General features: G+C 58.3%; 16 protein-coding genes. 6 read left to right on the top strand and 10 right to left on the bottom strand.

Features of this window, described 5'->3' with window-relative positions; genetic code table 11:
• The first annotated feature begins 431 nt into the window (after positions 1-431).
• The 3 genes from JNC62_RS11765 to JNC62_RS11755 are packed head-to-tail and all read left to right on the top strand — an operon-like array spanning position 432 to position 1,220.
• Complete coding sequence (locus JNC62_RS11765; protein WP_374838957.1) at positions 432-671, top strand: hypothetical protein; 240 nt, start codon at positions 432-434, stop codon at positions 669-671.
• A 19-nt stretch (positions 672-690) separates the two neighbouring features.
• Positions 691-966 (top strand): hypothetical protein, encoded by a 276-nt coding sequence (locus JNC62_RS11760; protein ID WP_374838955.1) that lies wholly within the window; start codon positions 691-693, stop codon positions 964-966.
• Between the two features lie 11 nt (positions 967-977).
• Positions 978-1,220, top strand: a complete 243-nt coding sequence (locus tag JNC62_RS11755) for a hypothetical protein (protein ID WP_374838953.1) — start codon at positions 978-980, stop codon at positions 1,218-1,220.
• Positions 1,221-1,340: 120 nt separating this feature from the next.
• On the opposite strand, the gene JNC62_RS11750 is transcribed toward JNC62_RS11755, so the two are convergent.
• The 6 genes from JNC62_RS11750 to JNC62_RS11725 all read right to left on the bottom strand — a co-directional run bounded on the left by JNC62_RS11750 (position 1,341) and on the right by JNC62_RS11725 (position 6,161).
• Positions 1,341-1,724: an Ig domain-containing protein gene (locus JNC62_RS11750; protein WP_374838951.1), complete on the bottom strand. Its 384-nt coding sequence runs from the start codon at positions 1,722-1,724 to the stop codon at positions 1,341-1,343.
• A complete protein-coding gene (locus tag JNC62_RS11745) occupies positions 1,721-2,011 on the bottom strand; it encodes a hypothetical protein (protein ID WP_374838950.1) in 291 nt (96 codons plus the stop codon). The genes JNC62_RS11750 and JNC62_RS11745 overlap by 4 nt, the downstream gene beginning before the upstream one ends.
• Positions 2,008-2,748 carry a hypothetical protein gene (locus JNC62_RS11740; RefSeq protein ID WP_374838948.1) on the bottom strand — a complete coding sequence of 247 codons (741 nt, stop codon included), beginning with the start codon at positions 2,746-2,748 and terminating at the stop codon, positions 2,008-2,010. Before JNC62_RS11740 ends, JNC62_RS11745 begins: the two co-directional genes overlap by 4 nt.
• A gap of 141 nt (positions 2,749-2,889) precedes the next feature.
• Positions 2,890-4,167, bottom strand: a complete 1,278-nt coding sequence (locus JNC62_RS11735) for a plasmid recombination protein (protein WP_374838946.1) — start codon at positions 4,165-4,167, stop codon at positions 2,890-2,892.
• Positions 4,167-4,439: a hypothetical protein gene (locus tag JNC62_RS11730; RefSeq protein WP_374838944.1), complete on the bottom strand. Its 273-nt coding sequence runs from the start codon at positions 4,437-4,439 to the stop codon at positions 4,167-4,169. The genes JNC62_RS11735 and JNC62_RS11730 overlap by 1 nt, the downstream gene beginning before the upstream one ends.
• Positions 4,440-4,637: 198 nt before the next feature.
• Complete coding sequence (locus tag JNC62_RS11725; protein WP_374838943.1) at positions 4,638-6,161, bottom strand: hypothetical protein; 1,524 nt, start codon at positions 6,159-6,161, stop codon at positions 4,638-4,640.
• 30 nt (positions 6,162-6,191) lie between these two features.
• Here JNC62_RS11725 and JNC62_RS11720 point away from each other — a divergent pair, with 30 nt between their 5' ends.
• Positions 6,192-6,485: a hypothetical protein gene (locus tag JNC62_RS11720; protein WP_374838941.1), complete on the top strand. Its 294-nt coding sequence runs from the start codon at positions 6,192-6,194 to the stop codon at positions 6,483-6,485.
• A 15-nt stretch (positions 6,486-6,500) separates the two neighbouring features.
• On the opposite strand, the gene JNC62_RS11715 is transcribed toward JNC62_RS11720, so the two are convergent.
• Together JNC62_RS11715 and JNC62_RS11710 are read right to left on the bottom strand one after the other, a co-directional pair.
• Complete coding sequence (locus tag JNC62_RS11715) at positions 6,501-7,238, bottom strand: type II toxin-antitoxin system death-on-curing family toxin (protein ID WP_374838939.1); 738 nt, start codon at positions 7,236-7,238, stop codon at positions 6,501-6,503.
• An 89-nt stretch (positions 7,239-7,327) separates the two neighbouring features.
• Complete coding sequence (locus JNC62_RS11710) at positions 7,328-9,004, bottom strand: DUF6538 domain-containing protein (RefSeq protein ID WP_374838937.1); 1,677 nt, start codon at positions 9,002-9,004, stop codon at positions 7,328-7,330.
• 735 nt (positions 9,005-9,739) lie between these two features.
• On the opposite strand from JNC62_RS11710, the gene JNC62_RS11705 reads away from it, so the two are divergent.
• Positions 9,740-10,072: a hypothetical protein gene (locus JNC62_RS11705; protein ID WP_374838935.1), complete on the top strand. Its 333-nt coding sequence runs from the start codon at positions 9,740-9,742 to the stop codon at positions 10,070-10,072.
• Between the two features lie 31 nt (positions 10,073-10,103).
• Positions 10,104-10,730, top strand: a complete 627-nt coding sequence (locus JNC62_RS11700) for a hypothetical protein (protein WP_374839298.1) — start codon at positions 10,104-10,106, stop codon at positions 10,728-10,730.
• Positions 10,731-10,941: 211 nt separating this feature from the next.
• Here the strand turns inward: JNC62_RS11700 and JNC62_RS11695 are convergent, their stop codons facing one another.
• The gene (locus tag JNC62_RS11695; protein WP_374838934.1) at positions 10,942-11,580 is read right to left on the bottom strand and encodes an SOS response-associated peptidase; all 639 of its coding nucleotides are present in this window, start codon (positions 11,578-11,580) and stop codon (positions 10,942-10,944) included.
• A gap of 299 nt (positions 11,581-11,879) precedes the next feature.
• Positions 11,880-12,872 carry a hypothetical protein gene (locus JNC62_RS11690; protein WP_374838933.1) on the bottom strand — a complete coding sequence of 331 codons (993 nt, stop codon included), beginning with the start codon at positions 12,870-12,872 and terminating at the stop codon, positions 11,880-11,882.
• Positions 12,873-13,134 lie beyond the last annotated feature (262 nt).

The following is a 13,134-nucleotide window of genomic DNA, read 5'->3' as shown; positions in this document are numbered from 1 at the left end:
CGTTCGCGGGTTCGCCGATGTGTACGGCGCTCGAAAAATGGTGTCAACAATTACCATCCGGCAGGGGTAGCCTCGCTCTATTCCAACACGATTTTTTCTTCCCCTTCGGGACGGGCCACGTGTCCCGCCCCGATCCGCACGCGGACCGGAGAAAAAATAGTGTCGGAACCTTCTCGCTCAGTGACTGCCAGCGCGGCGACTCTTTATGCCCTGCGGGCACCGCCATGCCCTGTTAGGCCAAGGCGGGACAAGAGCCTATGCCGCCGCGCTGGCAGTCAACCCCTGCCTCGCCGTTGTGCCAACCTGACTCGCCATTAACGACTTCGACGCCGTCTTTCCGGGAAGCCCGGAGATTATTTCCGGTTGCCCTGGGCTCGACTCCCGAAATCCGCTATAAAGCTCACGTTTTCAATATCTTATGGAGATTTCGAATGAAGACGACGACCACCGTTATTCGCGGGCTCGCAATCGATGTCCTCGTCATCGAAATCGTACATGCCGATGCCGTGGGCACTCTCTTTTACCGCGCCGAAATCCTGATCCGCGAACGTAAGACTGGTGCGCAGCGCCTTGTCCAACGGACGCGCATCCCCGGCTCCGGACAAGCCCTTGCCCGTGACGTTCAGAAGCGCGGCGTCCGCGCATTGGAAGCCTTTAAGAAGGCCGCATAATCAACCGAAGGAAACCGACATGCAGACCGTGAAATTTGAAGGATGGGAACGCGACACCAACGTCGCAGAGCACGCATGGACGAACTTTTTCATGGCCGGGGACGGCCCCGAAAACGACTATGACATGGTCGTGATCGGCGAACCCGATCAGGAAGCTCCCGCTTCCTGCGAAGTCATCGGATTTCGTGACGGCGATCAGGTTGTCATTCACAAAAGTATCGAGGACGATTTTGAAACGGCATGCGCAACGGCAGAAGTACAGGCCCGCCGCGCAGCCATCAGAATTGTCAAGTGAAAGGAAAAGCGATGCTGAAATTCGATGATCCCATCGTCATTGACCACCTCTACGCGATCAGTCGCGAGTTGACCAATGCGGTCGAGGAAGCGCTCAGAAACGAGCACCACAACGAACTCGCTCGACTCACAGGAATTCAGCAAGGTCTCATTCTTGCGATCGACATCGCGCGAGCACAGAGCGTGCGATTGCCGCAAGCACACGACACTCCCTTTTTGCCAGCCGTGGTGGCAACCTTGCATGAAGACGGGTAAAGACACCACTCGATTGCCCAGACCGCCCTCAGCGGCCTTTAAAATCCATTACAAAGTTGACGACGGGGCCGATCGGTCCCGTTTTCGCGTTTCAGGTCACGACGATGGTGATTCCGGCAGTCACCGTCGCCCGGTCGAATCTGTCGCCGACACCCAGACCTGATGCGATCCGGGTTCCACCACCCGCCCGCCAATCCTGCCGGTCGCGGCGTCGAAGGTCGCACCGGGTGGCAGCCGACCGAACAGCAGATAGGTGACGGATGGCGGTTGCCGCCCGGTCACGATCGGATGGATGACCGGATGCAGATCGAGTGCCGTGCCTACCGTAACGGCTGCCTTCCCGGCAATCGACAGCGAGAAGGCTGCGGGCGGAGGCACGGAGTCCGTCCAGTGTGGCAGGTCCGAGCCGCCATCCCACGTCAGCGCTGGCGAGATCGTATCTGCATGGACCGGCACGGCCACGACGAGGCCCAGAAGCATCGGGATCAGGAAGGCGTGGTTCATTCTTCACCCCATTCCATTGCGTCGGAATCCAAGCCATCGACATCACCCGGATCATCGTCATCGTCCCACCCCTTCCAGTCGAAGACCGGAGGGTTGGCATACGAGATCAGGTCCGCCGCCTCAACGGCAAGTGCTGCGCAGCCGTCCGCGTCTGGATCACCGCTCGCAATCTCGTCGGCAAGGATTCGATCGATCTCGACAATGCGGGTCCGGGCGACCGGAGGCAGTCCGATCCGATCGAGGAAGGTCGCGAGGCTGGCGGCAGTCATGGTGATGTTGTCGTTCATGGTTTGAGTCCTGTTCCTGAATCAGGTTCCCCGGAACCGTCCGGCTCCGGATCGGGATTCGTCTCTGTCGGCTTCGGCTGCGCAGCCTCCCACTTTCGCGCCTCGGCAAGCGCGGCGGCGGCGATTTCGACGTCGCTGGCACCGTTCCGGCCAAGCGATCGGAGCAATAGCCAGTCTTCGAAGAAAATGCGGTTGCGCAGCCACTCCACTGCCTCTGACGGTACACGGTACTCGATCAGTTCGCGGGCTTTGTCAGCCGTCTGACGGCGTTTGAGGTCCTTGACCAATTTCGACCATGTGGGCGCCGCGCGACTACTGGTTCGATAGTACGGCGGATCGATACCTCGTTCCATGTTCCACGCGGTCGGGCCGCGATCCTCGTCATCGAGATAGCTGAGATCGGCCCTCCGAGTAGGCCGTGGTTCCGACTCCCGGGAGTCGACCTGAGAACGGATTCCATCGCCGTCGTACAGACGACGTATCGGCTCACCCGGAGGCGAGGAAACGCTGGGTGACGGACGCGGAAGACGTGGCGACGGGGAGAACGAGAACGATGGCATCGGGATCGGCGGCATGACGGCGAGCAACGCGGACAGGATGGCGAGAAGCTGTAGCGCCACTTTTCCGGCAGGATCAGAACCCCGGCGGTGCCGTTGCCGCTCCATCAGACGGCGGCGCATCTCATCGGCGCAGTTTCGACGTCTCTTTTTCCGTTCTGTCTGCTTCGCCTCTGCCATCATTCGCGCCCTTCGGTCGCTCTTGCTCCTGATGAGGATGCAGGGCGGCAAGGACCGGCGCAAACCGCCGATCAGGACACGACACCGGAATCGGGTGGGCACAGATACCACCCGAAGCGCCAAGAGCGCTGTACGGGCCGTTTAAACGCGTCCGAATGTTGACGCGGGGGTCGAAGGAGTGGATTCCGGTCGAAGAGCGGCAAGCTCCTGCCGGGTCTCGGCAAGCTGCCGTCCGGTCTCGGTCAGGTTCTCTTTCAGGTTCCGCGCCCTCGACTCGGCTTCACGCCGTCCAGCGTCGGCAGCGCTGGCGCGGTCGGCGGATTCGGCTGCGGTTCGCCGGAGAGCTTCCATTTCGGACTCGATAGACTGCCGGATGCGATCCGCAACCTTCGACGCCCTGAAGCCGTCCCACAGGCTGCGCAATGCTCCCGGGAGGCGCTGAAGCCGTGCCGTCACCTCCCTGACGCGAGCAGCCTCCTCCCGAACGCGGGACATCATGGAACGGGCCTTGCGTTGCTCCTGAACCGCCTTGTCCTGCGCCTTCAGGGCGGCTTCAGTGGCAGCCTTTGCGGCGGCAAGCTGGCGGGCGGCTTCCGCCTCCGCCGCAGCCGCCTTCGCCCAGATCGCAGCGGCATCTTCCTTCGTTGCCGCAATCATGGATTCGCCCTTGCGCTTGACCTCCCTTGCCCGGTCGATCGTCGTGCGCAGGGCCTTTGCCTGAACTTGTTCGGCCTTCCACTGCTCGCGAGTCAGGCGCCTGCGCCGGGGGCCGAGGCGAGCCAGACCGGACGGCACGCCGACTGCATCATGATAAGAGTCCTGCCATCCCCTCATGGCCTGCTTATATGCCCTGTCGGCCTTCTTCGAGAGGGTCCTGCCGTCCTCACCTTCGGCAGGACCGGCCGCCATCACCGCCCGCTTCGCGACGACTCCCGGGTGATGACGTAGCGCTCGCATTTCGGGATCATCAGTCGGAACGACATAGGCGTGAATATGAAAGTGAGACTCGTCTTCATGACGGACGACGGATTTCAAATCGTCGCCGTATTGAGATCGAAGCCAGCCGATCGTGCGCCGTTCCCATTCCTCGGCTTCCCGGAGTTTTGCCGGATCGGCTCGAATCTCTTCCATCGTGAATGGATGGCTTGCAATGACCGTGTGGAGCGTCTTGTGATCCTGCCGAAGCTTACGCGGCTTGCCGCCCTTGACCGCCGTCATGGCGATGGCTGCGGCATCGTCGTGCATCGCCTCAACCTCATCGATCGTCGATCCATAGACGACGATCGGAGCCAATGGATTTGTGACATGGACGGATGCCACCGGATCGCGACGGGCTTCGCTGAAGACGAAGGAGACCGAGCGGCCCTTGCCGTCGCCCTTGCGGCTGAATCCCTCCATGTGGATGAATTGAAAGCTCATCAGTGCTTCCGCGAGGTTGCCGAGCCTTCAGCATGAACATCTCGAATGAGCCGTTCGAGGAGATCGACATTGCCGCCAACCATTCCGAGCGTTTTCGCCTCCAGCCTCAGGGAGTCCTCGTATGCCGCCTTGTGCTCGGCATAGAGCGGTCCGAACGTCGGATCATCCTTGATCTGCGTCATCAGAGCGATCCCGAGTCCTTCGGCGCGGGCCTTGGCATAGATCATGCGGCGGACGCAATCGCGCAGCGTGTCAGTGATATTCAGGACCATATGAAAACTCCCTACCGGTGAATGCTGGTGGAAGAATCTTCAGCGCCGGCGGAGCCTGAGACAACTCAATAGTAGTGACCGGCTACCACTAACTTCGTTAGTGCCGGGGCCTTCCGCCGGACCTGGCAGGGGCCTTGTCGCCGCCTCCCGGGCGACGAGGCAACCGGATGGTTGCCATGGTGACGACCATTGCCGTCGTCACGCCGCGACGCGGCATTCGTGGGCGGCGGCAGATGCCCGCCATTCCGCCCAGCGGGCCTCGTTCCGGGCGAGGCTTTCCCGTAGCTCAGCCCAGCGTCTCTCACGATCCGGCGCTTCGAACGGGATTTCGTCGTCTTCCGTTGGTGACCGGGGCTTCAATCTGACGACTGTTGCCCCTTCGAACAGCGCCACGATGCTCTTCACATCGTCATCAAGCTCGTCCGCATCCACCTCTTCATCGTCGCTCAGGACAGTTGGCCTACATGTGTCAAGGATATAGGGGGCGGCTTCTGCCGCCTCCCTGATATCCTCGTCCGACATGGCCGCATCTAGCGCGATACGTGCCACGCGTAGGGCTTCTTCCGGGGGCGGCGCGAACGCATCGTCCCACCATTCCCGCGCCTTTTCCTTCCATGCGGCGATGTCGCAGGCGGCTTCCTCGGACAGGCGCAGGGGATCGTAGTGCTGCACCATGATTGCGGGCTCCGCCCAAGGCGAATGCCGCCATTGTGGAAGGCTCAGGCCGATGACGATGTTCGCCGGAGGCGATGATGCATCTCCCGGCTCGTTCCGTTCCTGTCGTTCCGGCTTCTCCGGAACATCGCTGTCATCGGCTGCCACGTCTTCGGCGCCCGCATCGTCATCCTCGTCAACAGGCCGCTCACGCTTGCCTTTCTTGACCCTTTCCAGCCGCCCGTCACCACGCCCCAGATGAACCCGGACAACCTTTTCCTTCATCTCTTCCAGCGTCTTCATCCACGTCTTGAATTCGCCGAGTGGTTGGCAAATCTTGAGCCGCTGCGTCTGGCGGTACAGCCAGACCAGTTCATCGTCGGATGCTGCCAGCGTGTCGTTCGGCTTCGAGCAATATTTGACGATCTCCTCGATTTTTTCGACCTTTCCGTTGTCGCGCCATTCCGCCTTTATGAAGCGATGCGTGTCGCGCAGGAAACGTTCCCACTCGCCGGAGCGCATGGCGCGGGTCGGCCAGTAGATGACATTCGCATGGACGTGGTACAGGACAGTCTCCGGCGGATATCGGTCGGTCATGCCGCGCTCTTCCGCCGTTGCCCGGGTGAATTCTATCCCTCTGAATAAGACCTTCACATCGTACCCGCCGCCACACTTATCGACAGGCTTATTGATGTAGCTCGACCACCTGGTGATGCGCCGGGATAGTTTCTGAATCGATTTCCGGAGATCGCCGAATGCGGGGACCGGCTCCGCACATGTCATGACGGCGTATCTGAAGAACCTGGAATTCTCATGCCCGATCATGAAGAGCTTCAGGCCGTTGACCATGGGCCTGCGATCACGAGCGGCGATCGTCGGCAGGAAGCGGCACGCCCGGTATGAGGCCATGGTCTCCACGATCCCGGTTACTGCCGATATCAACGTTACCTCGCCGTCTCGGGTCACGTCGATGCCCGCCCGGGTCAGCGCCGACGCGATGCGCTCCGTCTGTTCCGTCAGCCGTCGCATCGCTCCAGCCCGCTTTGCCCAAGCGACCGGATCGAGCATCCAGCCTGTATTCGATCGCAGGACCTTACCATGCGTCTTCTGGGCAGGATCGTTCGCGGCCTTCATGATGATGGCACGTGCTGCGGCAGCGTCCGCTCGGCGTCTCGCAAGACCGGACGGGGCGTTGTCAACAATTTGGTTTTGAAAGATATGGTTCGGCTCGGCTTCGGAGAAGGAATATCCGAGCCCGGGGCTCAACTAGCCGTCAACGGCGGCTTTACAATGTCAGTGATGTCGTTCAACATTCTGGAACACCTTGATGAAAAACCGCCGGAGGGGGCCAACCCGTTGATGGCGGTTTTTCTATGCTTGACTGTCGGCTGACTAGCGTCAAGTATTTTATGTCTTGGCCAGCCGCCGAAGTGTAACCATGTATCGGCGAACCTGTTCTCGCTCTGGAGAGACTCCGTCTTCAAACTCTCTCTGGTCGAATCCAGATGCTGATGCCGTTAATCCGAGCTTTTTCAAATATGTCCTGACGACCGGACCAGACATCTCAGGTGTTGATCCGCTAACTCGGATGTTACCGAATGTTGTGCTAACCGCGTAGGAGCCAGTCTTTGTTTTCTTCACATTAGCACCAACCGACCTGCACTTTGCGAGAAAGTCGACGATTTTCATCGATCCAGATTTCCCGGCCAGCTTTTGCGTGTGCCTCCGCAGCCACTCCGCTATTTCCGAAACTACTTCGTCAACACTGAAAGAATTATCTTCGTTCGGGAATTTATCAGACGTTACAGAAAGCACAAAGTCGAACAATACATCATCCGTGACATTTTCTTTGAGTCTTAGATCGTTTCTATATAAAGAAGTTAGAAGAACAACAGTCGCCGTACGCTTGTTTCCATTATGGAATGCATGGTTTTTTGTGAGGGAATGGAATAGTGCTGCGACTTTTTGAAGGGTATTCTTGTACTTATCCACTCCACCTAATGAGGTTAGGGGTCGGCTCGCGGCGGATTGCAAAAGGTCCTCACTACGAATGCCAGGAGGCGAAATTGGATCGTCATCTTCCCGGAAAAGTACGACCAACTCTTCATGGACTGACTTAATTTGATCTACATTCGGTATCCACATATTTCCTCACCCAATTTAAGTAAAATCTACACATCGCCGACCATTGATTAACTCACAACCATAGGACGATTAAAATTCTGCGAATTTCGTCATTTTGGCTGCGTGAACGGCGTAAAATCCACGCCCTTCGGAGCGGGAATTTTCATTACCTGCAAGACTTCATCCGAATCCAAGAGCTTCGCCCCATAATTCGCGCTGACACCTGAGAAGGCATGGCCGCACTGTTTATCGGCGAGGCGGTCGCCGACGTTTTTGCGGAACCAGTCCTTGGCGCTGTGCCGGAGGCTGTGGAACACCTGCCGTTGCGTCTCGTGAATGCTGAGTCTGTTCATCCAATTGTACATCTGTTTCTGTGCGGCATCCGGCGGATCGTCGGTCTTGTGGAAATGGCTAAAAACGAAGCCGTCCGGCGACTTCACGCTTTTCGCGTACTCGATAAAACCGCAGTCGCGAAGCAGCGGATGAATAGCGACGTACCGCTTCGACGTCTTCGTCTTTACCGGACGGTCGATATCCTGCCCTCTTATCCGGAGCGGGCGGGTCAGGTCGATGATTTCGTTACCCTCGACATCCACGAAGTCCGTCCGCTGAAGATAGACGAGTTCCGCCATCCGCATGCCAGTGAGTAATCCGGCCAGCGGAAGCCACGCCTTATGCGGCTTCTTCATGAGCTTCGGCGTTGCCGCATCCTTCAGCCAGACATTGACTGAAGGAACGGCAAGAGGTTCGCGGTCGATGGCCGCTACAGCGTCCTTCGGCATCGACACACGATAGGCCCCCATGTCGCGCAAGTCGGGCACACCAGCCGACACCCGCGACCAGATATTCTTTACCTCGGAGAGGTAGCTGGAGATCGTCGTTTCTGCCAGACACGGGTTCCGCTCGTCGGGTGGCAGCTTTGCATTCTTCTCGACTGTCTGCCGAAGCGACAGCCCTTTGAATGCCACGATCTTCGAGCGGTTCTTCGGAACGCGGGCGAGGAAGGTGGCGAAGTCCTGCATGTGAATGGGTAGGTAGTAAGTTAAAGGCTTGTCGCCAACGACTTCCAGAAACGCCGCGAAGGCTGTTTCTAGCCGTTCTTCATACCGGGTCGCGTCCTTATCCTCTGGATTTAGTGCCGACTTCCGGGCATCCAGAATAGCCCTCCCGGCCACACTCAACAATGTGGACGGTTTGAAGGCCCGCGCATCGGCTTCGATCTCCGGTTCAGGTTTCACAGGAGCGGCCGGAACCGCAACTACAGCAGATGTCGCGGAACGTTCGATCGATCCAAGAACGCGAACTACGTTCTCGTATGTCCCGCGCTCAACCTCCCAAGCAACCTTGTCCTTGGCAAGCGCCGTTCCGACCCTTTCAAGGCTCGCCCGAATCCCTTTGAGATTATTGCGTCTCTGAATCGATGATGCCCGATGTTCACGCATGAGTTCGGCTATTCCGCGATCGTTGTCGCTCACGATCTCATTTTCCTCAATCTCATGGATGTCGGATGATGACATGGTGAAGAGAAGATGCCTGTCCTCCTTCCTGATGCGGTCGATCTCGGCGGCGAGTGCCGTCAGGCTGGCGGAAAGGACTTCTCGGGTCATGCTAGGTTCCTCGATCTGCTCGGTCATCGCCCCGGCCAGAATCCTTGCGCGACGACGTGCTTCCTCTGCCGAAATCGGACCGAGACTGATTCTGATGGGGGATGACCCCAATTTTTCCCGAAACCTAGCCGGGACACGTTGTTGGAACGTGAATCCCGAAGATCGTCGCCAAAGATACATAACGAACCCTTTCAGTGGGCCGCGATGTGTACGGTCGTGCGTACATCAATGTGTACGGAGGAAAACGGATGCCTAAGATTTTATGAAAATCCAGAGGCTTAGGATGTGTGGCCCGCCATAAACGTCTGATCCAACGCTCGCCATAAAACAACAGCTTAGCTGCCAGAGCCGCCATAACCGTTTGCACCAGACGCCACATACCTCTGATCAGAAGTGGCCTCACCGCCACAAACCTCTGAACAGTAGTGTATAATGTTGATTTCACGCTGTTTCTAACAGGGCCTAGCTTAGGTCGCGTAGCGTGTGCGGTGCTGACGTTGCCCCTAATGTCTTCTGATCGAGCAGGCCAACGACCGTCGGGCCTGAGTAAGGCGCTCGCCTATCCCAGTCGGTTCCGTGGGGAGCCGTCTTTCTCCCGAGGTCTTCAATCTCGTATCTGATCCCATCAAGCTTGTGATCAATGCTCCGAAGTACCTCGAGGATTTCGCTCCCGATAGCCTCGTCGCTCTGGCGGCTGGAACGAGACGCGACTGTACTTGTTAAAAATTGAAGCTGACGGCTGATTGTCATCAGGGCAGCTAGTCTGCTTGATCCGAACACTTTGAGGTCCCCTTTTTTCACAAAGGGTGACATCGCAGGCGACCGGCGCAACTAGGCCAGTTTCAGGCAACGCGGGGGCAGCCCGCGGAAACTGTAGCTATCGTCCACAGTGCACGAAAACCCAAAGGAGTCCTCATGCCGTTAAGGTTGCCCGGCTACCCAAGCACGCCCGACGGCAGGTACTTCATCGTGCGAGGCCGCCTCTGGCGCAAGAGCAATCCAGCGCTCGCCGAAGCCGACCGCCAGCGCCTCGTAAACGACCTAATGTCCGCGCGCCGCGCTGTGCGGGACGCGAAGGGAAACTCGGACAAGATCGTGAAGGCGCGCAGGCGGGTGGACGACGCGAAAGTCGCTCTGGGCGAGCGCGGACCGGTTTGGTGGACCGATGGAACTCCTGATCTCAACCGCCATATGGTCGAGAACACGCCTTACGCAGATTGGTACTCCCGCCTCGCTGACCCTCGTTGACTTCACCCGCATCGGCACCCATTTCCCCCGTATGGCGAAAGACAAACCCAGTGATATCGAACTCCTTAGGACGTGGACTTTGACCCCTGCCGCCACCCTCGGATCGGCGGTGCGCGCGAAGGGCATTCTGCTGGAACTGCGCGCGCGGCTCCCCATGTCATCGAGAAAGTCGCTCGTTCTCGAAAGCGGCGAGATCGTCCTTGCAATGCCGTCGTCCGCGAAAACGGAGTTTCAGGCAGCCGTCGGCATCGTATCGTCAGCGATGAAGGACATCGAAAGCCTGCCCGTCATTCCTCGCGAAATCCAGGACATCCTCGTGATCAAGCAGGGTGAGAGGCACCGTTGGCTCGCCGACGGACGCCTCCCCAGCGCCGGGACCCGGACCGTGCGATTGGCGGGGCGTGCCAAGCAGATCACCTTCCATGTCTTCGATCCGCGTGTCGTCGAGGAACTATTGAACAATGGTACCGTCGATGAGTGGCGGGAGGACGACATTGCAGCTGCGGCGGAAAACAGGCGTCGGGCCGCGTACAAGGCGAAGCTGACGCGCTCTTTGAAAAAGCGGGCGAAGAAATCTGCGGCGAGCGGGAAGTCGGACGACCTGTCTCCATCCCTGGACGACTGGGCCCAGTTCGACAGCGAAGGGCTGCTGCGGTAGAGCTGCATACGACAAAGTTCGAGCGCCTGCGCCCCACTTTCGGACGTCCATCCATGTGAGCGACAACTCAAACACGAAGGGCGCTCGATCCATCACTGGAGAGCGCCCTTCGCAGACCCGGACAGCACAACGCGCGACGTAGTCACTGCGGCAGGCTATCGAAACGGGTGATGGCTCCTAGATGTGATTGCCGATTTCCGAATTCAAGGGGCTACGGCGCTTCCGCTCCAGTAGAGCGCTTCCGCACCCAGAGCTCCGAGGTCCTGTCGATCTCGATACCGTCCGACGGGAACACCCTCTGCTGCAGAGCGAGAAGATCATCGAGCGAGCCGTTTAGCCACATATCGTACTCGTCGCGATGGAGGAGGACAGGCATACGGTTATGGACGGGAGCGACGGCCTCGTTGGCATCCGTCATCGCACCCGAATAAACCGGTCCCCATTCGTCGGAGACCCGCCACAAGCCGCCCCAGGCAAATATGGGTTCGTCACGAAGGCTGAACCATGTCCTTGTCATCTTGCCCTTGGGGCCTTCCGCCTCGGCAAAAGCGGTCAACGGGATGAGACACCGCCACTGCGGCTTCCGAGCAAGCCCGATCCACATCGGCTTCGTCAGGTCGGCAATGTTGTTCACCGGTTTCGGCTTTGCCTCGGGCTTCATATCCTTCAGCCGAAGCGGAAAGCCCCACGTCATGGATCGCAACTCGCGCCCGCCGTCGGATTGCGTGATCGCCATTCCGGGCGTGCCGGGATAGACCTCGTCGGGAGCGTTCGTCTGGACCGACGCCACGGTCGCGAAGTGGCTGGCGATCGCGTCCGGTGATGTCCTCACGGTATAGAGATTGCACACGAGCATTCCTCCCGGTGTTCGGCGGGCAGATAAGCACGATGCATTCCCGTGGGGAAGCCTTCGTCGCAAACGTAGCCCGACGACGAGCCCAGCCGGGCATTTGCCTTATGGAAAAGGTGCGCATGTCCCCCATTTCTATCAACAGAGGTTTTGAGACGGAGGAAGCCCATGCATATCCAAGGTATTTACGCTGCGCTGGCGACTTTCGACATCGAGAGTGCGGGGAATTCCATGCCTACCTTTTCGATCGTTGCAATTAAGGCGGAAGCGATTGGCGCAGCCACTTCTAGCTTCAACTCCTAGCCTTTCGGCTGCCCACCGACCCAGAAAACCACATCTTGTGGGTTATATTCGGCGAATCTGCGCAGCTCGGGATCGTCATGCGGATATGCCCGCAAGGCCTCCAGCACGAATGCCGGGATCGGCCGCCCACCATGACCCTCAAAAACTACGTTGGGCAAAGCCTGCTCGTTACCGAAGTCCATGCCGTGCTCGCGATCCATCAAAGGCCGTTCCGCCGCCGCTTCGACGAAATAGTTCAGGTGACGCACGAGGATAACGTTGTCGACGTTTGGAAACCTCTCGGCGGTCCCGTCAGCTCCTCGCGCAAACGAATTTGGCGTGAGCAAGCCACTCGCTTCATTCACTAAAGTTGAAATAGGTTCGTATATATAGTCGTCCCACACGATGACGAGAAGAGAAGAGGTAGAACCATCATCCCTGAAACCTGCGAATTTGCGTTCGCCATCTCGCAGGAAATCAAAGACAGGATTGTCCCTCGGCAGCGTTATCTCACCCCTCGTGATCTGGCGTGCAGTCTCCAATGGAATGCCCCCTCGATACGGGACTTGGACCTCGTTTTCCCCCCGCGCCATTACATGGTTCAATAGCGAAGGAGATTTCACTTCAACTATCAGCCTACCGTTCGGGGAGGTGACAAGTATTTCAGGCCGCGGGCCGTTGCGGATTGCGGCTGGCTCATGCTCAAACGTTGTTCCCTCCGGCCAGGGGCAGTTTACGACACGCTCGATAACTAGGATTTCGCTCAGCTTTTGAAGCAACTGTTCGTATTGGCGCTGGTCTCTAACCCTGCCGCCTATGCTTACCAACTCCACCAAAAGCTCAGTTCCGACAACGCCCGTCTTTCGATTGATGCTGGCGCACGACGATAGGATACTCGTCGCAAACGGTCGCGGACCGTTCTGGAAATGATAACCAAACCAATGCCATCCGACTTGATCGATTACTTCAATCGCCTTCGCATGAAGGGTAACGAATTCCTCTGTTGTCATCTACGTCTCCGAGCAGCTGCGCGTTATCCGCGAGGTCACGCAATAATGAGCCAACTGCGTGGGCGCACGCCATTGTCATCAGAAAATTCTCTCATGCGCCGTAACAATCAGGTCTCGGTAAGAGGCCATCGCTGTCCGCGTCAGACGGGCGAGTTCTTCCGCCAGCGTCTGGTAGTTAATTTCCTCTGTTCCGGATCAGCGCCTTTGAGACAGAAGTGGCTTAATCGAGAAGAGAGGATTTTCGGCTCATCGTAGCTCATTC

The organism is Mycoplana ramosa (assembly GCF_041930185.1).
Lineage (GTDB): Bacteria > Pseudomonadota > Alphaproteobacteria > Rhizobiales > Rhizobiaceae > Mycoplana > Mycoplana ramosa.
This window is presented reverse-complemented; position numbering and strand designations above follow the sequence as displayed.